This window comes from Pseudarthrobacter sulfonivorans (genome assembly GCF_024391045.1).
Classification (GTDB): Bacteria; Actinomycetota; Actinomycetes; order Actinomycetales; family Micrococcaceae; genus Arthrobacter; species Arthrobacter sulfonivorans_B.
In genome coordinates, this window is record NZ_JANFCZ010000022.1 from 55,254 (window position 1) to 77,781 (window position 22,528).

General features: G+C 65.9%; 20 protein-coding genes and 1 tRNA gene. 10 read left to right on the forward strand and 11 right to left on the reverse strand.

Annotated elements, in window-relative coordinates:
• Nucleotides 1–94: 94 nt before the first annotated feature.
• The gene (locus NQJ30_RS14445; protein ID WP_255770653.1) at nucleotides 95–1,660 is read left to right on the forward strand and encodes a glycoside hydrolase family 1 protein; all 1,566 of its coding nucleotides are present in this window, start codon (nucleotides 95–97) and stop codon (nucleotides 1,658–1,660) included.
• 6 nt (nucleotides 1,661–1,666) lie between these two features.
• Here NQJ30_RS14445 and NQJ30_RS14450 read toward each other — a convergent pair whose 3' ends face one another.
• Nucleotides 1,667–2,752, reverse strand: coding sequence for an App1 family protein (locus tag NQJ30_RS14450; RefSeq protein ID WP_255770655.1), 1,086 nt, complete (start codon nucleotides 2,750–2,752; stop codon nucleotides 1,667–1,669).
• A gap of 67 nt (nucleotides 2,753–2,819) precedes the next feature.
• A complete protein-coding gene (locus NQJ30_RS14455; protein ID WP_255770657.1) occupies nucleotides 2,820–3,551 on the reverse strand; it encodes a DUF72 domain-containing protein in 732 nt (243 codons plus the stop codon).
• Nucleotides 3,552–3,612: 61 nt separating this feature from the next.
• Here NQJ30_RS14455 and NQJ30_RS14460 point away from each other — a divergent pair, with 61 nt between their 5' ends.
• From NQJ30_RS14460 to NQJ30_RS14470, 3 genes are all read left to right on the forward strand, one after another.
• The gene (locus NQJ30_RS14460; protein ID WP_255770659.1) at nucleotides 3,613–5,424 is read left to right on the forward strand and encodes a glycoside hydrolase family 15 protein; all 1,812 of its coding nucleotides are present in this window, start codon (nucleotides 3,613–3,615) and stop codon (nucleotides 5,422–5,424) included.
• Nucleotides 5,425–5,535: 111 nt separating this feature from the next.
• Entirely contained in the window at nucleotides 5,536–5,829 is a 294-nt protein-coding gene (locus NQJ30_RS14465) for a YegP family protein (protein WP_255770661.1), read from the forward strand.
• Nucleotides 5,829–6,539 (forward strand): HAD family hydrolase, encoded by a 711-nt coding sequence (locus NQJ30_RS14470; protein ID WP_255770662.1) that lies wholly within the window; start codon nucleotides 5,829–5,831, stop codon nucleotides 6,537–6,539. The genes NQJ30_RS14465 and NQJ30_RS14470 overlap by 1 nt, the downstream gene beginning before the upstream one ends.
• A 25-nt stretch (nucleotides 6,540–6,564) precedes the next feature.
• Here the strand turns inward: NQJ30_RS14470 and NQJ30_RS14475 are convergent, their stop codons facing one another.
• The 3 genes from NQJ30_RS14475 to NQJ30_RS14485 are packed head-to-tail and all read right to left on the reverse strand — an operon-like array spanning nucleotide 6,565 to nucleotide 9,575.
• Entirely contained in the window at nucleotides 6,565–6,942 is a 378-nt protein-coding gene (locus NQJ30_RS14475; protein ID WP_255770664.1) for a sterol carrier family protein, read from the reverse strand.
• Between the two features lie 2 nt (nucleotides 6,943–6,944).
• Nucleotides 6,945–7,961 (reverse strand): asparaginase, encoded by a 1,017-nt coding sequence (locus tag NQJ30_RS14480; protein WP_255770665.1) that lies wholly within the window; start codon nucleotides 7,959–7,961, stop codon nucleotides 6,945–6,947.
• A 36-nt stretch (nucleotides 7,962–7,997) separates the two neighbouring features.
• The gene (locus tag NQJ30_RS14485) at nucleotides 7,998–9,575 is read right to left on the reverse strand and encodes a molybdopterin-dependent oxidoreductase (RefSeq protein ID WP_255770666.1); all 1,578 of its coding nucleotides are present in this window, start codon (nucleotides 9,573–9,575) and stop codon (nucleotides 7,998–8,000) included.
• Between the two features lie 92 nt (nucleotides 9,576–9,667).
• On the opposite strand from NQJ30_RS14485, the gene purD reads away from it, so the two are divergent.
• Both purD and NQJ30_RS14495 read left to right on the forward strand, forming a co-directional pair.
• A complete protein-coding gene (purD, locus tag NQJ30_RS14490; protein ID WP_255770682.1) occupies nucleotides 9,668–10,984 on the forward strand; it encodes a phosphoribosylamine--glycine ligase in 1,317 nt (438 codons plus the stop codon).
• A gap of 1 nt (nucleotide 10,985) precedes the next feature.
• Nucleotides 10,986–11,933, forward strand: a complete 948-nt coding sequence (locus NQJ30_RS14495; protein WP_255770667.1) for a phosphoribosylaminoimidazolesuccinocarboxamide synthase — start codon at nucleotides 10,986–10,988, stop codon at nucleotides 11,931–11,933.
• A 25-nt stretch (nucleotides 11,934–11,958) separates the two neighbouring features.
• Here NQJ30_RS14495 and NQJ30_RS14500 read toward each other — a convergent pair whose 3' ends face one another.
• Nucleotides 11,959–13,233, reverse strand: coding sequence for a helix-turn-helix domain-containing protein (locus tag NQJ30_RS14500; protein ID WP_255770668.1), 1,275 nt, complete (start codon nucleotides 13,231–13,233; stop codon nucleotides 11,959–11,961).
• 130 nt (nucleotides 13,234–13,363) lie between these two features.
• On the opposite strand from NQJ30_RS14500, the gene NQJ30_RS14505 reads away from it, so the two are divergent.
• A complete protein-coding gene (locus NQJ30_RS14505; protein ID WP_255770669.1) occupies nucleotides 13,364–13,591 on the forward strand; it encodes a hypothetical protein in 228 nt (75 codons plus the stop codon).
• 161 nt (nucleotides 13,592–13,752) lie between these two features.
• Here NQJ30_RS14505 and NQJ30_RS14510 read toward each other — a convergent pair.
• From NQJ30_RS14510 to NQJ30_RS14530, 5 genes are all read right to left on the reverse strand, one after another.
• Nucleotides 13,753–13,829 (reverse strand) — tRNA-Pro (locus NQJ30_RS14510).
• A gap of 79 nt (nucleotides 13,830–13,908) precedes the next feature.
• Complete coding sequence (locus NQJ30_RS14515) at nucleotides 13,909–15,759, reverse strand: ABC transporter ATP-binding protein (protein ID WP_255770670.1); 1,851 nt, start codon at nucleotides 15,757–15,759, stop codon at nucleotides 13,909–13,911.
• Nucleotides 15,756–17,570 (reverse strand): ABC transporter ATP-binding protein, encoded by a 1,815-nt coding sequence (locus tag NQJ30_RS14520; protein WP_255770671.1) that lies wholly within the window; start codon nucleotides 17,568–17,570, stop codon nucleotides 15,756–15,758. The genes NQJ30_RS14515 and NQJ30_RS14520 overlap by 4 nt, the downstream gene beginning before the upstream one ends.
• 88 nt (nucleotides 17,571–17,658) lie before the next feature.
• On the reverse strand, nucleotides 17,659–18,600 hold the full coding sequence (locus NQJ30_RS14525) for a metallophosphoesterase (protein WP_374113273.1): 942 nt from the start codon (nucleotides 18,598–18,600) through the stop codon (nucleotides 17,659–17,661).
• Between the two features lie 12 nt (nucleotides 18,601–18,612).
• Complete coding sequence (locus tag NQJ30_RS14530; protein ID WP_255770673.1) at nucleotides 18,613–20,904, reverse strand: transglycosylase domain-containing protein; 2,292 nt, start codon at nucleotides 20,902–20,904, stop codon at nucleotides 18,613–18,615.
• A 37-nt stretch (nucleotides 20,905–20,941) separates the two neighbouring features.
• On the opposite strand from NQJ30_RS14530, the gene NQJ30_RS14535 reads away from it, so the two are divergent.
• The 3 genes from NQJ30_RS14535 to NQJ30_RS14545 form a co-directional block, all read left to right on the forward strand.
• A complete protein-coding gene (locus NQJ30_RS14535; protein WP_011693223.1) occupies nucleotides 20,942–21,097 on the forward strand; it encodes a DUF4177 domain-containing protein in 156 nt (51 codons plus the stop codon).
• Between the two features lie 2 nt (nucleotides 21,098–21,099).
• Nucleotides 21,100–21,633 (forward strand): RidA family protein, encoded by a 534-nt coding sequence (locus NQJ30_RS14540; protein WP_255770674.1) that lies wholly within the window; start codon nucleotides 21,100–21,102, stop codon nucleotides 21,631–21,633.
• A gap of 17 nt (nucleotides 21,634–21,650) precedes the next feature.
• A partial coding sequence (locus tag NQJ30_RS14545) for an NUDIX hydrolase (protein ID WP_255770676.1) occupies nucleotides 21,651–22,528 on the forward strand: 878 nt, incomplete at its 3' end.

Here is a 22,528-nt window from a genome sequence, read left to right on the forward strand (position 1 = left end):
CCCAGACCCTAGCAGCCCGCCGCGCGGGCGCGCCCGGGTATAGCATTCTGAGTGCTACCCGTTCCACGTTTCTTCCGCACAAAGGGCTGACGCCATGCATATTTCCGCCAAAGACCTGGCAGCCCTCATCCCCGCGGACTTTACCCTGGGCGTGGCCACCGCAGCCTTCCAGATTGAAGGCGCGCTCACTGAAGACGGCCGCGGACCGGCGGGGTGGGACGTCTTCGCGGCCAAGCCGGGGGCCATCGTGGAGGACCAGAGCCCGGCCGTTGCCTGCGACCATTACCACCGCATGCCCGGGGACGTGGCACTGATGAAACAGCTCGGCGTCGACTCCTATCGGTTCTCCCTGTCCTGGTCCCGGATCCAGCCCACCGGAAGTGGTCCGGTGAACCCAGCCGGCCTGGCCTTCTATGACCGCCTCCTGGACGAACTGCTCGCCAACGGCATTTCCCCGATGCTCACGCTCTACCACTGGGACACCCCGCTGGCACTGGACGACGCCGGTGGCTGGATGAACCGCGATACCGCCTACCGCCTCGGCGAGTTCGCCGCCATCGCCGCCGAGGCCTACGGCGACAGGGTGGCGCGCTGGTGCACCATCAACGAGCCCGCCACCGTAACCACCAACGGTTACACCCTGGGTCTGCACTCGCCGGGTGAGGCGATGATGCTCAACGCGCTGCCCACCGTCCACCACCAGCTGCTGGGCCACGGGCTGGCACTGCAGGCGTTGCGTGCGGCAGGGGTTCCCGGCGAAGTCGGGATGACCAACGTGTACTCGCCCATGGTCCCCAATTCCATCAACCCCCTGGACAAGATCAGCGCCGGGCTGATGGACATCGCCCAGAACCGGCTGTACGCCGACCCTGTCCTGACAGGCAAATACCCGGACATCATCCGGGCCGCGAAGTTCTTTAGCTCGTTCGAACACCCGGACGAGGACATGGACATCATTTCGCAGCCGCTGGATTTCTACGGGCTGAACTACTACATGCCCACGAAGGTTGCCGTCGGCCCGGGTGAAGGTGCCGTCCCGGCGAGCATGGCCGAGGCCATGGGCAGCGACCTGAGTGCTGCAGGCAACGGCGGCACCCCGTTCCACGTCGAGCCCTGGCCTGAAGCCGACATCACGTCCTACGGCTGGCCGGTGAAACCCGAATACATGTCGGTGGCGCTCAAGGAGATGGCCGAGCGGTATCCGAACCTGCCGCCGGTGATCATCACCGAGGGCGGAGCCAGTTTCGAGGACATCATCGTCCGCGACAAGTCGACCAACACCACTTTCATCCCGGACGAGCGGCGCCTGAAGTACCTCTCGGACCATATTGAATCCGCGCTGAAGGCCACCTCCCCGGGCGGGGAAGCCGAGTCGATTGACCTGCGCGGCTACTACGTATGGTCGCTGCTGGACAATTTCGAATGGTCCGCAGGCTACAACCAGCCGTTCGGCCTGCTCCACGTCGATTTCGAAACGCTCGAACGCACGCCCAAGGCGTCGTATTTCTGGTTCCAGGAGCTGATCGAGGAACGCAACCTGGTCGCAGCAGCCGGGTCCGCCGTCGCGCAGGCCATGGAACCCGAAACGCTCGAAGAGGCCGGCTCCCTGGGAGAACCCGATCTGGAGGGTACCGGCGTCGAACATGAGGCCGGTGTCTAGCCGGGCTTAGAGCAGGTCCAGGACCTTGAGCTGCTTGGCCATCCCCGCACCGTCCGGCGAATAGATCCACGGCACCACCGAGGTGGTGTGGTCGCCGTCTTCGGAGTGGCCGCCGGCAAAAACCGACTCGCTGACGGAAAGCTGCCGGATGGCGATCGCAGCCACCATGTCGCCGTGGTGCTGGGCGAAACCGGAGTAGATCTCCTCATCGTGCTGGCCGTTGTCGCCGATCAGCAGCCAGCGCATGTCCGGGAACTCCTTGGCCAGGCGCTCCAGGTTGCGGTGCTTGTGCTCCGGCCCGCTGCGGAACCAACGGTCCTGGGTGAGGCCCCAGTCCGTGAGCAGCAGGGCGCCGGAGGGGTACATGTTCCGGCTCAGGAACCGCTTCAGCGTGGGGGCGGCGTTCCACGGACCCGTGGACAGGTAGATCACCGGGGCGTCAGGGTGTTCAAGGGTGAGCCGGTCCAGCAGGACCGCCATCCCGGGCGTGGCCATCCGAGCCCGTTCGCTGAGCACAAACGTGTTCCAGAGCGCCAGGAAGGGCCTCGGCAGGGCCGTGACCATCACGGTGTCATCGATGTCCGAGACGATGCCGAACTTCGCGTTGGCATCGATCACCTGTATCAGGGTTTCCACGGGTTCAGTTCCGTCGGCACGGAGCGTGGCGGTGTGCCAGCCCGGCGTCAGCTGGATGTTCACCACGGTATCGATCAGGCCGCCGCGGTCTGCCTGGACTTCGGCGGTGACGTCGCCGATGGTTATTTCCACGGCGGAGTACTGCATGGGAACGCTGGTAAAGGCCCGCCAGCCGCGGATGTTCTGGGTACCGTTGAGCGCTGCGTGTTCGGCCAGGCTCCCCGCGGCCGGCCGCCTGGTCAGGAGGACACGGCCCAGGACGCGCACCCAGCCCGTGGAAGATCCGTAGCCCTGGTACGCAATGGTCTGGGGGGCGAAATTCGAGCGCCCGGCGAGGCGGACCCGCGTGCTGTTCACGGTGTCCGAGATCCGATGGGCCAGCCGGAAAAGCTTCGTGCCCGAAAGTTGTGCCGGGTGCGGGGTGTTCCGGGGTGCGTGCTGAGGAGCCCTGTCCATTCCTCCACTCTGCCACAGGCGCGCCGTGCGCCGGGCACGTGCGGCGGTCCCGCCGTCGTGCGTGACGTCAGCCCGCGCCCAGGAAGCGCCGCAGGGTGTCCGCGTTCCGCACGGCGTTCCCGCCGCCGTCGTTATTGAAATACGCGTAAACGTCCCTGCCCGACGCCGACCATTCACGGATGCGGTCCGCCCACCATTGCAGGTCCTCATCGGAGTAGGAGCCGCCGTAGAGGTGCTGATGGTCGGGGCCGTGGAGGCGGATGTAGACGAAGGGGGCAGTAGCGCGCAGGATGCAGGGGAGCTGGGCGCCGCTCATGATGCAGTACGCGGCGCCGTGCCGTTCCAGCAGGGCGTAGACGTCCTCGTGGTCCCAGCTGGGGTGCCGGAACTCCACTGTCACCCGTATCCACCACGGGACCGCGCCGAGGAAGTAGTCCAGTCGCGCATCATCACGTTCCATTTGCGGCGGCAGCTGGACCAGCAGGACGGCCCGCTTGTCGCCCAGCTCATGCCAGCACCGGGCAATCCGCTCCAGCCACACCTCAGGCGCATACAGCTTCTTGCCGTGCGTCAGCCCGCGGGGAGCCTTGACGGACATGGCGAACCCGTCCGGCAGCCGGCGCCGCCAGCCGGCGAAGGAGGTATCCCGTGGCCAACGGTAGAAGCTGGCGTTCAGTTCCACCGTAGTGAACCGGGCAACGTAGTGTTGGAGCCTGTCCCGGGCGGGAAGGCCCGGCGGGTACAGCACGCCGTCCCAATGGTCGTAGCTCCAGCCGGACGTGCCGATGTGTATCGCCATTTCTTAGCCTGTTCCCCGAAGTGGTGGGTGCATCATGGTGCCCATGTGGCAGTGTAATGTCATGGCGCTCATCGAGGACTATGCAGTTGTTGGCGACCTTCATACCGGCGCCCTGATCAGCACGGCGGGCTCCATCGATTGGCTGTGCCTGCCCCGGTTCGATTCCCCGGCCTGTTTCAGTGCCCTGGTTGACACGCCCGACGCCGGCCGTTGGCTCTTGGCGCCCGAAGGTGGCGGTACCTGCACCAGGCGCGGCTACGTGGACGGCACCCTGGTCCTGGAAACTGAGTGGGAGACCCCGGAAGGCGCGGTCAAGGTCATCGACTTCATGCCGCCTCGTGACGAGGTGGCTGACATCGTGCGGATTGTCGAAGGCGTGAGCGGAAGCGTCAGGATGCACGGGGAACTTGCCATGAGGTTCGACTACGGGCACATCATTCCCTGGGTGCGGCGGGACAAACACGGCCTGCACGCCATCGCCGGGCCGGATGCCGCCTACTTCGTCACCACGGCACCTGTCGTCGGGGAGAACATGCATTCGGTCAGTGACTTCACGGTCCAGGCGGGGGAGCGGGTGCCCTTCGTCCTCACGTGGGCGCCGAGCCATGTTCCCCGGCCGCACACCGTCGACGCCGAGCATGTGCTCGGAACAACGCTGTCCTACTGGCGCGGCTGGGTTTCCCAATGCGCCTACGAAGGCAAGTACCAGGAGGCAGTGACCCGTTCCCTGGTGACGCTGAAAGCCCTGACGTATGCGCCCACGGGAGGCATCGTGGCGGCCGTGACAACGTCCCTGCCGGAACAAATCGGCGGCCCCCGCAACTGGGATTACCGTTACTGCTGGCTGCGGGACGCCACGCTGACGCTGCAGGCGCTGCTGGCGGCGGGCTATACGGCAGAGGCCGCTGCCTGGCGCAACTGGCTGCTCCGTGCCGTGGCGGGCGATCCTGCGGACCTGCAGATCATGTACGGCATCCACGGCGAGCGAAGGCTGCCGGAGCTGGAACTGCCCTGGCTGGCGGGGTATGAAAATTCGAAACCCGTGCGGACCGGCAACGGAGCGGCCGAGCAGCTCCAGCTCGACGTCTGGGGGGAGGTGCTCGACTGCCTTTCCCTGACCAGGAATTCCCTGCTGAAGCACACGGACGAATCCTGGGATTTGCAGGTTGCCCTGATGGAGCATCTTGAAACCATCTGGGACCAGCCGGACAACGGGCTCTGGGAGATGCGCGGGCCGCGCCGCCATTTCACCCACTCCAAGGTGATGGCCTGGGTGGCCGCGGACCGGATGGTCAAGGGCGTCCGTGATTTCGGCCTGCCCGGACCCGTGGAGCGCTGGGAGGCCCTGCGGGACACCATCCACCGGGAAGTCATGGCCAACGGCTTTGACCCCGTGCGAAACACGTTCGTGCAGTCCTATGGGCGCCCGGAACTCGATGCCAGCCTGCTGCTGATACCCCGGGTGGGGTTCCTGCCGGCCGACGATCCACGGGTGGTGGGGACCATCGACGCGATCCAGCGTGAGCTCACGGAAGACGGTTTTGTGCTGCGCTACCGGCCCGCCGACAGCGACGACGGACTGCCGGGAGGCGAAGGCGTCTTCCTCGCCTGCTCGTTCTGGCTGGTACAGGCGCTCCTCGGGGCAGGGCGGCCGGACGAAGCTGACGAGCTCTTCGAACGGCTTCTGGAACTGCGCAATGACGTGGGCCTGCTCAGCGAGGAATGGGCGGTCCGTGCGGGCCGGCAGCTGGGCAACACTCCCCAGGCTTTTAGCCACTTCGCGCTGGTGACCAGTGCCCTCCAGCTGCACCAGGCGGCGGTTCGCCGGAGCGACACCCCCATTCCACCGGCGGCGGAAAAGGTAGGGCAGTAAGGGGTGGTTGGCGGCCGTGGCCTTCAACTCCGCGGAATAGATAAGTACACTTACTAATACTCGCGGAGAGTTCCCTAAGAACAGGGCCGTGACTTAGCAGAGGTGGTAGTGATGGCCGGACATTTTGAGCTGGTGGATGCGCCTGACGGCGGTTACAGGGTGAGGATGCTTGACGGCTCCGGGGGCCTGATGGCGATCTCGGTGACCTTTCCCACGAAACGCGCCGCCGTGGCCGGGATCGCCATGGCCCGTGAGATTGCCGGTACCGGGCTTATCAGGGACTGCAGCATGAAGGGTGCCGGGGCAGTGATCCGGGACAAGGTCCGTCCCCTGCCGTTGCCGAAGGACGGTTCGGGATCGAGGGGCAGGAAGGTTTCCAAAGCCCCGCGCACTACGGTCGGGTGATGGTGCCGCAGAGTAACGGCCCGGCCTCCTGGTGGCGGGGCGCCGTCCTGTTTGATGTTGACGGAACGCTGGTGGACTCCGCCTACCTGCACACGGTGGCGTGGTGGCACGCATTCCGCCAGCACCAGCATGAGGTGCCCATGGCGGCGATCCATTGGTGCGTGGGGATGGGCGGCGACAGGCTGGTGGACAGGCTCCTGCCCGCGGACCGCGACCGGGAGGCCGACGCGGAAATCATGGCGAGCCATGCGGCGGTGTTCGCCACAAACTGGCCGTCGCTGACCGCGTTCGACGGCGCCAAGGACCTGCTTGCCCAGTGCCACGCCGGGGGACTCGCCGTCGCCCTGGCGTCGTCCGCGCGCCGGGAGGACCTGGCGGCGAACCGCGCGGCGCTCGCCGCGGATGCCTATATCCACGCGGCTACCAGCTCCAACGACGCTGAGGAAAGCAAACCCGCCCCGGACATCCTGGCGGCGGCCCTGGAAGCCGTGGGCGGAGCGACGGCCAACGCCGTCTACGTCGGGGACGCGGTGTGGGACATGAAAGCCGCCGCCGCCCTGGGTGTCCCGTCCATCGGCGTCACCTGCGGCGGCCGGAGCGCGGCGGAGCTGTTCGACGCCGGCGCGGCGGAGGTCTACGCCGGGCCGCGGGATCTGCTCGATAACCTCCAGGCCAGCGCCATCGGCAGGCTCCTCGCCCTCCCAAGCTAACCCTCCCGGAAGGGACGGGGGAGTGCTACAGCGGCAGGACTGCTGAGAGGTCCGCGCGCAGCCCCGAGGCGGCCACCCGGTGGGCCGCGACTGCGTCCGCCCACGTCAACCGGCCCGTCACCAGCGACAGCCAGGTGGCGGCGTCGCACTCAATCACGTTCGGCGGGGTGCCGCGGGTGTGCCGCGGCCCCTCCACGCACTGGGTGACGCCGAAGGGCGGTACCCGTACCTCCACCGAATTGCCCGGCGCCCGGGCAGTCAGCTCCTCCAGCGTGTAGCGCACGGCAGTGGCCGTGACGCTGCGGGAGAGAGGAACGTCCGACGGCGTCGCGGCGGCTTCCTGCCACGCGGCCAGTGCCGCTTTTCCTTCGTCAATGCCGATCCGGCGGCGCGCGATGGCCACGGCTAGTCCAGCAGCGCGGACACAGCCGGGCCCAGCCGGATCTTGCCGACCGGGTGGCCGCCGCCGAGGACGGGGTCAACCACCTTTTCCAGGACGCTGGACACCCCGGGGATGTCCACTGCGCCGACGGCGGCGAGCAGGGTCAGGCCCACCAGCGAGGTGGCGCGCAGGTTCCCGTCCAGCATTTTGACCGCCACCGAGACGCCCTGGGGTGTGGCCATGGCGAGCACTCCCTCGGCCCCGATCTTGGCGATAATCCCCAGCTCGTCCATCACCACCGTGTTCGCCTCGCCCCGGCCCTGCACGGCCCAGGGGTAGTCGAGCATGGAAGTGGCGATGGTGGCGGCCCGGGCGTTGGAGTTCTTGTCGCCGGGTGCCTTGGCCAGCATTGAATAGGCGCGGGCCAGGCCGGTCAGGGAAATGGCGGCCACCGGGGCGCCGCAGCCGTCAATGCCCAGGTGGGCGATCTGTTCGCCGCTGTATTCCTCAATGACGCTGCGGACGCGCTGCTGGAGCGGATGGTTCGGCTCCAGGTAGCTGTGGGTGTCCCAGCCGTTTTCGGTGCACGCCCACAGGAATGCGGCGTGTTTCCCGGAGCAGTTGAACGCAAGCTTGGACCGGCCCCTGTCGGAGCGCAGCAACCAGTTGCGGGCCGTCTCGTCCTGGGGCCAGGCGGCGGGGCATAAGAGCTGGTCTTCTTTGACGCCGGCGGCCTTCAGCATCCCCTCCACCACGTCCATGTGGTCCAGGGAGCCCACATGGCTGCCGCAGGCCACCGCCACCTGGGCGCCGCGCAGCGGGACACCGGCCTGCATGGACGCCAGCGCCTGCAGGGGTTTGAGCGAGGACCGGGCGAAAATGGGAGTTCGGATGTCGCCGAGTTCGGTGACAACCGACCCGTCGGCGGAGAGGACGACGGCGGAGCCGATGTGCCGGGACTCAACGAAGCCGCTGCGTTCAACAACGGCGAGTTCGACGGCGGAGTCCACAGTGAAAGTGGCATGCGGGTTGTGCGGCATGATGCCAGTCTAGGGGCGCACCCGCCGATTTCCGGGCTACTCCACGGTGACCATGACCGACTGCCAGCCGGACGCGCCGTCGGGTACGGGATCGGCCCGCTGGTCCGTTTGCACCTCGCCGGTCCCGTCGGTGGCCCTGACCTTGATGTAGTGCGGTCCCGGTGCAGCATCCCAGTCGAAGGACCACTGGCGCCAGGTGATCAGGGACGCCTCGCTGGACAGCACTGCCTCGGCCCAGGGGTTGTTGTCGATCTGGACTTCCACCTTGGTGATGCCGCGGGTCTGTGCCCAGGCCGTGCCGCCGATGGCCACGCGACCGGCCGGTACTTTGGCGAAGGATTTGGGCACCTCCACCCGGGCCATGGTCTTGATGGGGCCCCGTTCCGACCAGCCGCGCTGGGTCCAGTAGGCCTTGCTGTCCGCGAAGCGCGTCACCTCCAGGTCCACCACCCACTTGGTGGCGGAGACGAACCCGTAAAGCCCCGGCACCACCATGCGCACCGGGTAGCCGTGTTCGAGCGGCAGGGGTTCGCCGTTCATGCCGATCGCCAGCATGGCATCGCGGTCATCCTGCAGGACCTCCAAGGGAGTGGAGGCGCTGAACCCGTCGATCGACGTCGAGAGGACCATGTCCGCACCCGACTGGGGCCGGGCCCGCTTGAGCACCTCACGGATGGGCAGTCCCAACCACTTCGCGTTGCCGGCCAGGTTTCCGCCCACGGGATTGGACACGCAGGTGAGGGTTACGTGCGATTCGATGAGATCGGCGTCGAGCAGGTCCTGGAAGCTCAACCGGAGTTCCTGGTCCACCAGGCCGTGGACGCGGAGCTCCCAGTCCTCGGCCTTGATTTCCGGGACGCTGAGGGCCGTGTCGATGCGGTAGAAGTCGCCGCTCGGCGTCAGCCATGGCGTCACTCCGGCCACCGGCGACTGGACGCCGGCGGGCACAGCCGCTGCCGCCCGCATCGGCACGGGAAGCTGCAGGGCCTCCCGTGCCTTGGCGACGTTGCTGCGGGCGGCGCTGAGCAGGCGACCGCCCGTGGCTGCAATTCCGGCACCCACCACAGTGATTCCGGCGGCGGCGAAGAAGCGGCGGCGGCTGGAGGCGGGCCGGCCTGGTTCCTCGGCCCCGGCGCCGGCAGGTGCCTCCGGCCAGGTTTTCAGCCGCCAGAGCGGTGCCACCAGGAGCCGGAGCACCACCAGCCCGGCCACCGTGCCCAGCACCGTGGGAACCGCATCCAGCGGCTGGACACCGGCCCGCGTCACAACACTGGCCACAATGACCGCTCCCATGAACAACACACCGGCCACACCCAACGCCCATTGGCGGTAAGCCACCACGCCCAGGACGCAGGCCAGTAGAAAAATGGTCAGGCCCATTCCCACGAAAAGTGCGGCCTTGTCGTTGGTGCCGAACGTCTCCACCGCAAAGTTCTTCATCCACAGCGGCGTGAAGTCGATGAACGTGGAGCCCAGGGCAAGGACCGGGGTGGCCCGCGCCGTAAAGAATGCCCCGATCAGCTCAGCAACGGAAAGTACGACGGCGGCCGCCGCCACCCCCGCGACGGCAGCGAGGGCAGCGGGTTCCTTGAGCCAGTTCGTGAGCTTGTTCATGGTGTGGATTCGTTGCGGGAGGCAACAGGGATGGTCGGAGTCGAACACTTCCCTTAGGAAACGGCAGGGTGCACAAAGTACCCTTGGAGACTGTGAAGGTACTCGTCATTGGCCCTGGAGGCCGCGAACACGCCATTGTCCGCTCCCTGCTCGCCGACCCCAACGTCTCCGAGGTCCATGCAGCGCCCGGCAACGCCGGCATCAGCAAACTGGTACCCACCCATAAGATCGACGGGAACAACCCCGACGCTGTGGCCGCCCTCGCCACCAAGCTCGGTGTGGACCTGGTGGTGGTGGGCCCCGAGGCTCCGCTGGCCGCAGGTGTGTCCGACGCCGTCCGCGCGGCAGGCATCCCGGTCTTTGGACCGAGCAAGGCAGCGGCCCAGCTGGAAGCCTCCAAAGCCTTCGCCAAGGAAGTCATGGCGGCGGCGGACGTTCCCACGGCCATGGCAATGGTGGCCACGAACGCTGAGGAAGCAGCCTCCGCGCTGGACACGTTCGGCGCTCCGTACGTGGTGAAGGACGACGGCCTGGCGGCCGGCAAGGGCGTGGTGGTCACCAAGAACCGCGACGAAGCCCTGGCCCACGCCCAGACGTGCTTCAACGCCGGCGGCACTGTGGTGATCGAAGAGTTCCTGGACGGCCCTGAAGTTTCCGTCTTTGTCCTGTGCGACGGCCGCAACACCGTTGCGCTGTCCCCGGCGCAGGACTTCAAGCGGATCTTTGACAACGACGAAGGTCCCAACACCGGCGGCATGGGTGCGTACACCCCGCTCGAATGGGCACCCGCCGGGCTGGTGGACGAAGTCATTGAGCGCGTGGCCCAGCCCACCGTGAACGAAATGGCGCACCGGGGCACCCCCTTCGTCGGCGTCCTCTTTGTTGGCCTGGCGCTGACGTCCCGCGGGACCCGCGTCATCGAGTTCAACGTCCGCTTCGGCGATCCGGAAACCCAGGCGGTGCTGGCCAGGCTCAAAACACCTCTCGGTGGGCTGCTGCTGGCTGCTGCCAAGGGCGAACTGGACAAGGCAGACACGCTGCGCTGGTCCAAGGAGACCGCGGTCGCCGTCGTCGTTGCCTCGCAGAACTACCCCGACGCACCGCGCACGGGGGACCGGATCCGCGGGCTCAAGAAAGTGGACCAGCTGGAAGGCGTGCACGTGATCCATGCGGGAACCGCGCTCGACGACGAGGGCAAGGTTGTGTCCGCCGGCGGCCGGGTTCTCGCCGTGGTGGCCCTCGGCAGCGACCTGGTGGAGGCCCGTGAACGGGCGTACGACGGCGTGGAGCTGGTTCAGCTGGAAGGCTCACAGTTCCGGACCGATATTGGACGCAAGGCTGCCCGCGGCGAGATCAAGGTTGCGTCGAACGCAACGGGATCGCTGCCTGTCACGAAGGCGAAGGCATAACATGATCGAGACTCCCGCACAGGAACCCAAGCGCGGCCTACGCACGGCAACCCTTGACCTGCCCGGCTGGAAGCACGTCTACTCCGGCAAGGTCCGCGACCTCTACGAACCGGCGGATGAATCCGTCCGGGAGCGGGTTGGCCAGGACTGTGTCCTGGTGGTGGCCAGCGACCGCATCAGTGCCTACGACCACGTGCTGGCCAGTGAAATCCCGGACAAGGGACGCATCCTGACCCAGCTGAGCCTGTGGTGGTTTGACCAGCTGGACGTGGAGCATCACGTGCTGGCATCCACGGTGGAGGGTGGCGTTCCCGCGGCCGTGGAAGGCCGGGCGATGATCTGCAAGAACCTGGACATGTTCCCCGTGGAATGCATCGCGCGCGGGTACCTCACCGGCACCGGGCTGCTGGAATACAAGGCATCCGGCACCGTCTGCGCCATCCCCCTGCCCGAGGGCCTGGTGGACGGTTCACGCCTGGAACACCCCATTTTCACGCCGTCCGCCAAGGCTGCCGTCGGCCACCACGATGAGAACATCACCTACGACGCCGTGGTGGGCATGGTGGGCGACGACATCGCGGCGCGGCTCAGCGAACTGACCCTCAAGATCTACTCCACCGCGGAAAAGATCGCCCGGGAACGCGGCATCATCCTGGCTGACACCAAGGTGGAGTTTGGCTATGACGCCGTCTCCGGTGCCATTGTCCTCGGCGACGAAGTGCTCACCCCGGATTCGTCCCGCTTCTGGGACGCCACCACCTACCAGCCGGGTCAGGCGCAGCCGTCCTTTGACAAGCAGTATGTGCGTGACTGGCTGACCTCCGCCGAGTCGGGCTGGGACAAGGGGTCGGACACGCCTCCGCCGGCGCTGCCCGCGGATGTGGTGGCCCGTACACGCAGCCGCTACGTTGAGGCCTACGAGAAACTGACCGCCCGGACGTTCGCCTAGGCGGTTCCAGTCAGCGGCTCCAGGGCTAGCTTGCCTTGGAGTTCTTCGCCGTGGCGGCGGCCCGCTCTTGGGACAACCTGATTTCCAGGATCGCGTCCAGGGCCTGCTGGACGAGGTCCTGGGCCCCGGCGGAGCTGAATGCCTTCTGTGCTTCCTGTAGGTACACCAGGGCTTCCTCAGATTCGCCTGCTGCCTTGAGGGACTTCCCCAGCAGCAAGGAAACCTCACCTGCTGTGTGCTTGGCCAGGGCCTCGCGCTGTGCGTGGATCTCGCGGAGCTTCTCAATGGCGGCAACGATGTCGCCGGTGAGGTACAGCCAACGGGCCCGGATGAAAGCCACTTCGAGCTCGTCGCTCTTCATCTCGTAGACGATGGAAAACGCCAATTCTGCCCGTTCAATCGAGGCGAGCGTTTCCGGCTCCACGATGCCGGCCTGTAGCCGAACGGCAGCCGATGCTTTGTTGAACCGGGCCCACATTTCGATGTCATTGGCCGGCGACAGCAGTTTCGCTGCCCGCTCGTGTTCCTTGACTCCCTCGGCGTAGTCATGCCGCATAAACGCCACGTTGCCCACCACCCAGGCGACTTCGCCCGCCAGCTGGGCATTCGTGGTTTCATCGACCTGCTTCACGAGCAACTGGCAATACGTCCACGCCTCATTCAGGCGGCCGCTCTCGGCCAGGGCGCCGATGAGGACGCGCAGGGCGCCGGTGATGATGGTGGAGCTCGGCGGCAGCTGCTCGGTCAGCTTCATGGCTTCCAATGCTTCGTCCACAGCCGCGGACAATTGGCCCTGCCGCTGCAGGACGGCGGCAAGCATTTGGCGGGCGCGGACTCCCAGTCCTACCGACTCCCTGGCCATCGGATGCTCGATGAGGCGCTCCGTGATCCGCTGGCACTCCACCAGGTCGCCGTGCCTGACCAGGCATTCGGCCTGCATGTAGGTCATGTTCCACCAGGCGCTGGTGTTTTTCCCCTCGAGGGCAATTTTTGCGGCCGTCGCGGCGTGGCTGGCGGCAAGCTCGTAATCGCGCAGGTCCCAGGCCTGCCGGGCGTACAGGCCGGCGAGGACATATTCGGCGTCGCTGACTGAGATGGGCTGGCTCCAGGCCTCCAAAGCCTTGGGTGCCAGTTCCAACCGACGGGCGAGCTCGTCAATAACCTCGGCGGTAGGCTCACGGCGTCCGGTCTCAAGGAGTGAAATGTAGCTGGGGGAATAGAGGTCCTTGCCGAGCTCGGCCTGTGTCAGCCCGCGCTCCAGTCGCTCTGCTCGAAGCTTTTCCCCGAAACCATTACCCACGGGATTCCTCCTAATTCCGGACCGTCTTTGTGCGCAAAGCTTGACAGGCCCTGTGGGATCCATTTTACAATAAGTGTCAACAAGGACGTGCTGACTTTGTAACGAATCCGACTCGTATTGAGGAACTCAAATGTTCAAGAAGATAGCGGCAGCCGCCGTACTGGCCAGCGCACTGGCATTCTCCGCAGCCGCACCAGCAGTCCTTTCCGCAAGTTCCGTATCAGACACCACGGGTGTGGCTGTTGCCAGCGGTAACTGGCCGAACCCGATGTCCGAGAAGGTCAAAGCCGATAAGAGCACCAAGGGTACCGGTACCACGTACACGACCCTCAGCGGCAACTGGCCCAACCCGATGTAAAGAGCTTCCTCACAAGGAGGCGTTAGCCCCGAAGCATGGACTCCATGCTTCGGGGCTATTTCTTTGCCCTGCCTGCTGTGCAGGGGAGCCACCAGGCATGAGCCCCGCTGGGCACAGGAATGCAAAAAGAGGGCCTCCCTGGGGGAGACCCTCTTCTCGATTGGTCGGGATGACAGGATTTGAACCTGCGACCTCGTCGTCCCGAACGACGCGCGCTACCAAGCTGCGCCACATCCCGATCCGCTGCAAAAGCAACTTTACAAGAATAACGGATGGTCGCCCGGATGCGAAATCGGCGCCCGCCGACAGCACCGGACTCAGACCAAAGAGTCCTTCCAGGCGCCGTGGAGGTCCGCGAACCGGCCACCGCCGCCGATCAGGTCCGCAGGGCTGCCGTCCTCCACAATGCGGCCGTCATGCACCACCAGCACCCGGTCCGCCGTCTCCACCGTGGAGAGCCGGTGCGCGATAATCAGTGCCGTCCGTCCGGTACCCGGGGCACCTGCCGGAGACCCGGCGGACGTTCCGCGCAGGAGCCGCGCCAGGGCCTGCTGCACCATGCGCTCCGACGGGATATCCAGCGAGGATGTGGCCTCGTCGAGGATCAGCACTGCGGGCCGGGCCAGGAACGCCCGGGCGAAACTGATCAGCTGGCGTTGTCCGGAGGAGACGCGGCCGCCGCGCTTGTTGACGTCCGTGTCGTAGCCCTCCGGCAGGTGTGTGATGAAGTCGTGGGCGCCGACGGCACGGGCGGCATCCTCAATCTCCTCCCGGGAGGCCTCCGGCCGGCCCAGGGCAATGTTGTCCGCCACGGAGCCGCTGAACAGGAACGCCTCCTGCGTGACCATCACGATGTTCCGGCGCAGGTCCGTGGTGCTGAGGCTGCGGAGATCCACACCGTCCAGGGTCAGGGAGCCGGAGGAGACGTCGTAGAAGCGGGCAATCAGCTTCGCCAGCGTGGACTTCCCGGCGCCGGTCTGGCCCACCAAGGCAACGGTCTGCCCGGCGGGGATGTGCAGGTCCAACGTGGGAATGACCACGGGGCCGTCGCCGTACCGGAACTCCACGCCGTGGAAATCCACCACACCCCTGGCCTCGGTAAGCTCCACGGCGTTTTTCGGCGGCCGGACCGTGGGGATCTCCTCCAGCAGCCCGGAGACCTTCTCCAGGGCGGCCTGCGCGCTCTGGAAGGAGTTGTAGAACATGGCCATCTGGTCCACCGGCTGGAAGAAGCGCTTGGTGGACAGCATCAGGGCCAGCAGGACACCCACCGCCAAGTCCCCGCCCAGCACACGGAACCCGCCAAACAGCAGCACCACGGCCACGCACACGTTGCCGATGAGCACCAGACCGGGCTGGAAGATGCCGTTGAGGTTGATGGAACGCACCGTGACGCGCCGGTAGTCCTGGGACAGTTGGCCGTACTGCTCGGCGTTCTCGCGTTCCTTGCGGAAGGCCTTCACGGCGCGGATCCCGGTCATGGTCTCCACAAAATGCACAATGAGCCGGGCGGACACCACCCGCGATTCTCGGAAGGCGATCTGCGAATGCTTCTGGTACCAGCGCGCCAGGAAAAGCATGGGCACACCGGCAGCCAGGACAATCAGCCCGCTGCGCCAGTCCAGGGCAAATACCGTGATGGCAGTAAAGATCATGAACAGCAGGCCCGAAGCGAGCGAGCTGACACCGGAGTCCAGTAGTTCGCGCAGGGCCTCCAGGTCCGAGGTCTGCCGCGCAATGATGCGGCCGGACGTGTATTTCTCGTGGAATTCGAGGCTCAGCCGCTGGGTGTGCCGAAAGACCCGGACGCGCAGGTTCAGCAGCATGGCCTGGCTGAGCCTCGCCGTGGAGGTGACGTACAAGGAGGTGAGTCCCGCCGTCGCGACCGCCGCGAGGAGGTAGGCGACGCCGGTGAGCACCAGCGGAAGGTTGTCACCTGCCTGCAGGGCGGGCAGGGCGCGGTCGATGCCGAAGGCAATCAGCGCTGGCCCCGCCACGCGGGTGGCCTGCGAGAAGACCACCATGGCGATGGTCAGCCAGAACCCGAGCCGCACCGGACGGATCAGCTTGGCAAGCAAGGCGAGTGACCGCCGTCGTACGCTTTTGCTTTCCGCCTTGCTCAGGTGGGCGTTGTCCTCGTTGGCGGTGCCGAACGTTGCGCTGCTCATCGGGTCATTTCCTCTGCGTCCGCCGCTTCCTCAAGCTCCGACAGTTCCGTATCCAGGTCCCGCGGTTCCTGGTCGAGGCTGGCGATGACGTAGCGGTAATGCGGATTGTGCGCCAGAAGGTCCGTGTGGGTCCCGACGGCGGCGATCCGCCCGTCCTCGAGCAGCGCCACCCGGTCGGCCAGGGCCACGGTGGAAGGACGGTGCGCGACGATCAGGGTGGTGGTGTCCTTAAGGACCGTGCGGAGCCGGGTCTCCACCAGCTCCTCCGTGTGCACGTCAAGGGCGGAGAGCGGGTCGTCCAGGACCAGTACCCGGGGGCGCGCCGCAATGGCCCTGGCCAGGGCAATCCGCTGGCGCTGCCCGCCGGACAGGCTCAGGCCTTCCTCGCCGATGAGCGTGTCCACGCCCGCCGGCAGGGAGTACGCGAAGTGCGCCTGCGCCACGTCCAGTGCCTCGTCCAGGGCTTCCTCGGAGCGGTCGGATGCCCCCAGGAGCACGTTGTCGCGGACTGAACTGGAGAACAGCGTGGTGTCCTCGAACGCGACAGCCACGACGCGCCGGAGCTCCTGGACGTCAAACTCGCGCAGGTCCACGCCGTCGATCGTGATGGAACCGGCCGTGACCTCGTACAGGCGGGGGACCAGTTGGATCAGCGCGCTCTTGCCGCTGCCGGTGATGCCCACCAGGGCCATGGTTTCGCCCGGCCGGACTGCCAGGTTGATGTCGGTGAGGATGGGCTTGTCCGGGGCGTCCTCGAACGCGAAGGTGGCATTGTTGAAGCTGAGTGCGCCCTTGAGGTCGGCGGGCCGCCGCGGGGCCGGGGGACTGGTGATGGTGTTTTTTGAGTCCATCACCTCGAAGTGGCGGTCGACGGCGGTCTTGGCGGTCAGCGCCATGGCCAGCAGCATCCCGGAAAATTCCACCGGCGTGGCCACCACGGCGGCGGTGGCGAAGAAGGCCACCAGGGCGCCGATGCTTAGCTGGCCGCTGGCACAGAGCATGATCCCCACCACGAGTCCGGCACCCAGCGCGAGTTCCGGCAGGAGCGTGACCACCATGGTGAAGTTTGCCTGGTGTTTGGCCTTGGCGATCTCGGTCTGGCGGAGTTCCTCGGCCTGCTCATTGAAGTTCTCCAGGGCCTCCCGGCTGCGGCCGAACGCCTTCAGGACGCGGATGCCGTGGACGGATTCCTCCACGGTGGTGGCGAGGTCGCCGGCCTGGTCCTGGCTGCGGCGCGCCACTTTGCTGAAGCGGGTCCGGAAACGGAAGCTGAAGGCCATGATGGGCACTGCCGCCGCCATGAAGATCAGGGCCAGCTGCCAGCTCATGGAGAACATCACCACAATGCCGATCACCACCGTCAGGGTGGTGACCACCAGCATGATGGCGCCGAAGGCCATCCAGCGCCGCAGGAAGTTCAGGTCCGTCATGGCGCGGGAGAGCAGTTGGCCGGAGCCCCACCGGTCGTGGAAGGAAACCGTGAGGTCCTGCAGGTGCCCGTAGAGGGACACCCGCATCCGGGTTTCCACGGTGGTGGCCGGGTTGATCACAAACTGCCGCCGAAGTGCCACGAGCACGGCCTCGGCGATGCCGAGGAGCAGGATCACGACGGCGGCAGTCCAGACGGCGTCCTGGGCACCACCGGGTTTCAACGACTCATTGATCAGGACGCGCAGCACCTGGGGGATGGTGAGCGCTACGAGGCTGGCCAGCAGTGCACTGAAAAGTCCCAGCACCAACCGGAGGAGGATCGGCCTAACGTGGGGATAAAGACGGCTGATGGATCTGAAAAATGAGGTCTGCTTGGCCATGCCCGCTTCTCAAGCTGTACAACGAATATAGTTTCCCGTAGCAACTACCCTATGCCATGGGGTGAGCCGATTCACAGCAGGCTTGGCATTAGTCCTTCGCAGTGAGCGTCAGCAGCACAGCTTCTGGCCTGCAGGCGATGCGGACGGGCGCGAAACGGGAGGTGCCGATGCCGCCCGAGACGTTCACCGGCGTCGTACGTCCATTACTTTCCCAGTCGTTGAGTCCCTTGGCGCGCCAGGTGGGAAGGTCGCAGTTGGCCACGAGCGCGCCGTAGCCGGGGATGCAGAGCTGGCCGCCGTGGGTGTGGCCCGCCAGCAGCAGGTCCGCCCCGTCCGCGGTGAAGTGGTCCAGCACGCGCTGGTACGGGGCGTGGATCACGGCCACGCGGAGGTGCCGGTCCTGCTCCTGGTTGCGGGTGCCGCGGGGCCAGCCCGCGTAACGCTCCCGGTTCAGGTGCGGATCGTCCACGCCGGAGAAGTCGAAGCGGATCCCTTTCAGGACCAGGGACTGGTGGCGGTTGGTGAGGTCCACCCAGCCGCTCATGCCAAACCCGGAACGCAGTCGCGGCCAATCCAATTCGACTGGCTTGGGCCTGGCCTTCGAAGGCCCCAGCAGGTACGACGCCGGGTTCTTGAAGGTGGGCGCGAAGTAATCGTTGGACCCGGGCACAAACACGCCTGGGAACTCCAGCAGCGGGCGCAGGGCCTTGAGTAGCGGGTCCACGGCCTTGACGTGGCTGAGGTTGTCTCCCGTGTTGACCACCAGGTCCGGCTTCAGCTCCGCCAGCGACTCAAGCCATGCGGCCTTGGTGCTCTGGCCGGGGACGAAGTGGATATCGCTTAGGTGCAGGATCCGGAAGGGCTCCCTGCCGGCCGGAAGGATGGGCAGGGTTTCCTCGCGCAGGACAAACTGGTTCTTTTCCCACAGCCCGTACCCGAACGCGCCGAGACCCGCCGCGGTGCCGGCGGCGGCCGTAACGGCGAAGCCGCGCCCGATGCTTCGGACGCGGCTGGCCAAATCAGGACTGATAGCCACTGCCGGCTAGCCCTTCTTATCGCTGTTGCCCGGGCCGTCCGTGGCCGGCGCTGAAGGAGCCGGTGCAGGGGCCGTTGCCGGGGACGACGGCGTGGTGGCGGTAGGCGCGCTGGGGGTGCGGGCCGTTGTTCCGTTGACCATGTTGGTGGGCGGGGCCGGGAACGGGTTGGTACCGTATCCCGGCGCCATCTTGGTCATGAAGTTGGAGAACATTGGGCCGGCAATCATGTAACCGTCGATCCCCGGGTAGAACTTGCCGTTGACCGTGATGTTCTGGCCGGCCCGGCTCTGGTTACCCAGCGGATCGCCGAACCATGCTGCCGTGGCCAGGCCCGTGGTGTGCCCAACAACCCAGGTGGAGCCGTTGTTGTTGGACGTACCCGTCTTGGCACCGATCGGGAAGCTGGTCTTGGTCGAGAGGCGCGGGCGGATCAGCGAGCCGGAGCCCTGGTTCATGACTTCCTGGAGGGCGTAGTTCACTCCCCGCGCAACCTCGGGCTTGATCGCATCCCGGCATGTGGTCGACTGGGCCGGCAGGTTCTTGCCGGCATTGTCGGTTACCGAGGTGATGGCGATGGGTTCACAGTACTTGCCGTCGTTCGCGAACGTAGCGAACGCGCTGGCCATGGTCAGGGGGGACGTCTGGGTGGAACCGAGCAGGTTGCCCAAGGTAAACATGTTGATCTTGGGGTTCGGGTCGCCATCGGAGGACGGCAGGCCGCTGTGCAGCCCGACGGCGTCCACAACCTTCTGGATTCCACAGAAGTCCAGCTGCGCGGCGGTGGCGAACGTGACGGTGTTGATGGAGTTGTACAGGCCCTCCAGCACAGTCAGGGGCCGGTACCACTGGGGTTCGGCGTTCTGCAGGTCATCGGCCGCGCCCAGCGCCTTCTCGGCGGTGTTGTACGCTCCCGTGACCTTGCCGCAGGTGTTCTTCCAGTTGAAGTTCAGCGGGTAGCGGCGCTGCGCTGCGTTGACCACGGTGTTCATGGTCTTGCCCTCGTTCAGCCACTCGGCGAAGGTGAAGGGCTTCATGGTGGACCCCGGCTGGGCACCGCCCATGCCGTTGAGGTCGTTGCCGTTCTTATCCAGCTGGTCCACGTTGAAGTTCACCTGGGAGTCGAAGCCGCCCTGGGTGGGCAGGAACGTGGTGTTCTGCGCCATGGAGATGATCTTGCCCGTGTTCGGCTGGACGGCCACCATGGCGGCGCCCCACTTGTCCGGGTTGGCGCCTGCCGCTGCGTTCGCCTGTTCCTGGGCCACTGACTGGGCCGCGGGATCCAAGGTGGTGGTGATGGTCAGGCCGCCACCGTAGATGAGCCGCTGGCGCTCCTTGATGTCGGCGCCGTAGGCAGGGTTGTTCTCCAGCAGGTGCAGCACGTAGTCGCAGAAGTAGGGGGCAGTGGAGGCGTAGGCGCAGCCCTGCCGCGCCGGAGTTACCTTGGTTTCCACCGGAGTGGCTACGGCGGCGTCGTGCTCTTCCTGGGTGATCTTCTTCTGGTCGAGCATCAGGCCCAGCACGAGGTCGCGGCGCGCCTTCGAGTTCTCCGGGTTGGTGATGGGGTCAAACGCGGACGGGCTGTTGACGAGGCCGGCCAGGAGCGCGGCCTGGGGAAGTGTGAGGTCCTTGGCCGAGGTGCTGAAGAAGAACTTCGACGCGGCCTCAATGCCGTAGGCGTCACGGTTGAAGAAGACGATGTTCAGGTAGCCCTCCAGGATCTGATCCTTGGAGAACTCCTTTTCCAGGGCAATGGAAAGCTTCATCTCACGCAGCTTGTCGCCAACGCCCTTGTTGACGCCGTTGAGCTTGATGGCCTCTTCATTTCCCTCAGCAGCGAGGTTGGCGTTGAGGACGTTGTTGACATACTGCTGGGTGATGGTGGACGCACCCTGCTTGTTGCCCCGGGCGGTGGCCACCAGGGCGCGCATGATGCCGGTGGTGTCAACGCCGCCGTGGTCATAGAACCGGCTGTCCTCCACCGCGATCACGGCTTTCGTCATGAACGGCGAGATCTGGTCCAGGCTGACCTTGGTGCGGTTCTCCGAGTAGACGCTCGCGATCTGGCTGCCGTCCGCGGCCAGGATCCGGGTGGTCTGGTTGGGCGGATCCACCTTCAGCTCCGCCGGGAGGGTGTCGAAGAAATCGATCGAACCGCTCGCCGCGCTGCCTGAAACAGCGGCTGCCGGAACCAAAAGGCCCGCCACCAGGACACCACAAATAGCGCTCACGCCAAGGAAGCCAAAAATCTTTCCGAGGGTAGTGGCCGTGTCGAAAATGGGGTTCTTACGAGTCACCATGTTTTCCACTTTACCGGCAACGACTAGTCTTTCTCTCATGACCAAATGGGAGTACGCGACGATTCCGCTCATTATTCACGCCACGAAGCAGATCCTGGACCAGTGGGGAGAGGACGGCTGGGAGCTCGTCCAGGTAGTCACCGGACCGGACGGCAACGGACTGGTTGCCTACCTCAAGAGGGAGAAGCAGTAGCAATGAGCACGCCTGCAGAGACCACATCCGGCGCAGCTGACGCGCCCGTTTCCGCCGTCGAGCGGCGCCTGGCCGAACTGGGCCTGACCTTGCCGGAGGTGGCCGCCCCGGTGGCTGCCTACGTGCCGGCCGTCATCACCGGCAGCCATGTGTACACCTCCGGCCAGCTGCCGTTTATTAACGGCAAACTCGAAGCAACCGGCAAGGTGTCCACCGGCGCCGAGGGCACGTCCGACGAGCCCACGGTGTCCCCGGAAGCCGCCAAAGCCTACGCTGCCGTCTGTGCCGTCAACGCTCTGGCGGCCGTGAAGAGCGTCATAGGTGACCTTGACCGCATCACTCGGATCGTCAAAGTGGTGGGCTTCGTCTCCTCGGACCCGTCCTTCACCGGCCAGCCGGGTGTCATCAACGGTGCATCCGAGCTCCTGGGCCAGGTCTTTGGCGACGCGGGGCAGCACGCCCGTTCCGCCGTCGGCGTTTCAGTCCTTCCGCTCGACTCTCCCGTTGAAGTCGAACTGATCGCTGAATTCAGCTAAGGAACCGGTTCACTCAATTGCCTCAACTTGCCAGACGTTTGTTCGCCCTCCCGCCGGAACTGGAAGGAGCGGCCCGCAGCTGGTTTGAACACGGCGAACGGACGCCCCGTGCCGCCCGCCTAGCCTCCTCCGTGGTGCTTCTGCGGGACTCGCCCACCGGACTGGAAACGTGGCTGGGATACCGGCCAGGCTCCTCGCCGCTGGGCGTTCTCGCCTTCCCCGGGGGTTCTTTGGAGGCGTCCGACGACGACGCCGTCGGTTGGTTGGGCCCGTCACCCCAACATTGGGCTGAGCAATTGGGAACGGCCGACGTCGGGCTGGCGCGCCGCCACGTGGTGGGCGCCATCCGCGAGCTGTTTGAGGAAACGGGCGTCCTCCTGGCCGGTCCGGACATGTCCACCACTGTGGAGGGCATCTCGAGCCACGACTGGATGAAGATCCGCGTGGCCGTGGCCGACCAGGAAAAGACCTTTACCGAACTGCTCGACAAGCGTGGACTCTCGATCCGGACCGACCTGCTCAAACCGCTGGTCAACTGGCGCAGCCCCGACTTCGCCCACCGCCGTTTCGACACCCGCTACTTTGCCGCCACCGTGCCCATGAACCAGCAGCCCAGCCTGCTGGACGGCAAGGGCATCTGGGGCCGCTGGGTGTGCGCCACCAAGGCCATCGCCGAACGCAACACCACCGCCCTTGGCGATGAGGCGGGCCAGGAGAACACTGTTGGCCTGACACTTGGGCAGCTCCTGGTGCCCGGCTCGGAGATCATGCTCGAAAAGATGGCCGCCGCGAACGGCTGCATCGCCTACCTCAGCTACAAGCGCAAGCCGCACGTCTATCAGCCGAAGCTCGTTGAAGAGGACGGCAATCTGATGCTCGAAGTCGAAGCGGCCAA

Excerpts from the sequence above, each read along its gene's own strand:
- NQJ30_RS14445 (WP_255770653.1), top strand. The coding sequence starts at position 95 with ATGCATATTTCCGCCAAAGACCTGGCAGCCCTCATCCCCGCGGACTTT.
- NQJ30_RS14450 (WP_255770655.1), bottom strand. The coding sequence starts at position 2,752 with ATGGACAGGGCTCCTCAGCACGCACCCCGGAACACCCCGCACCCGGCA.
- NQJ30_RS14455 (WP_255770657.1), bottom strand. The coding sequence starts at position 3,551 with ATGGCGATACACATCGGCACGTCCGGCTGGAGCTACGACCATTGGGAC.
- NQJ30_RS14460 (WP_255770659.1), top strand. The coding sequence starts at position 3,613 with ATGGCGCTCATCGAGGACTATGCAGTTGTTGGCGACCTTCATACCGGC.
- NQJ30_RS14465 (WP_255770661.1), top strand. The coding sequence starts at position 5,536 with ATGGCCGGACATTTTGAGCTGGTGGATGCGCCTGACGGCGGTTACAGG.
- NQJ30_RS14470 (WP_255770662.1), top strand. The coding sequence starts at position 5,829 with ATGGTGCCGCAGAGTAACGGCCCGGCCTCCTGGTGGCGGGGCGCCGTC.
- NQJ30_RS14480 (WP_255770665.1), bottom strand. The coding sequence starts at position 7,961 with ATGCCGCACAACCCGCATGCCACTTTCACTGTGGACTCCGCCGTCGAA.
- NQJ30_RS14485 (WP_255770666.1), bottom strand. The coding sequence starts at position 9,575 with ATGAACAAGCTCACGAACTGGCTCAAGGAACCCGCTGCCCTCGCTGCC.
- NQJ30_RS14495 (WP_255770667.1), top strand. The coding sequence starts at position 10,986 with ATGATCGAGACTCCCGCACAGGAACCCAAGCGCGGCCTACGCACGGCA.
- NQJ30_RS14505 (WP_255770669.1), top strand. The coding sequence starts at position 13,364 with ATGTTCAAGAAGATAGCGGCAGCCGCCGTACTGGCCAGCGCACTGGCA.
- NQJ30_RS14515 (WP_255770670.1), bottom strand. The coding sequence starts at position 15,759 with ATGAGCAGCGCAACGTTCGGCACCGCCAACGAGGACAACGCCCACCTG.
- NQJ30_RS14520 (WP_255770671.1), bottom strand. The coding sequence starts at position 17,570 with ATGGCCAAGCAGACCTCATTTTTCAGATCCATCAGCCGTCTTTATCCC.
- NQJ30_RS14530 (WP_255770673.1), bottom strand. The coding sequence starts at position 20,904 with ATGGTGACTCGTAAGAACCCCATTTTCGACACGGCCACTACCCTCGGA.
- NQJ30_RS14535 (WP_011693223.1), top strand. The coding sequence starts at position 20,942 with ATGACCAAATGGGAGTACGCGACGATTCCGCTCATTATTCACGCCACG.
- NQJ30_RS14540 (WP_255770674.1), top strand. The coding sequence starts at position 21,100 with ATGAGCACGCCTGCAGAGACCACATCCGGCGCAGCTGACGCGCCCGTT.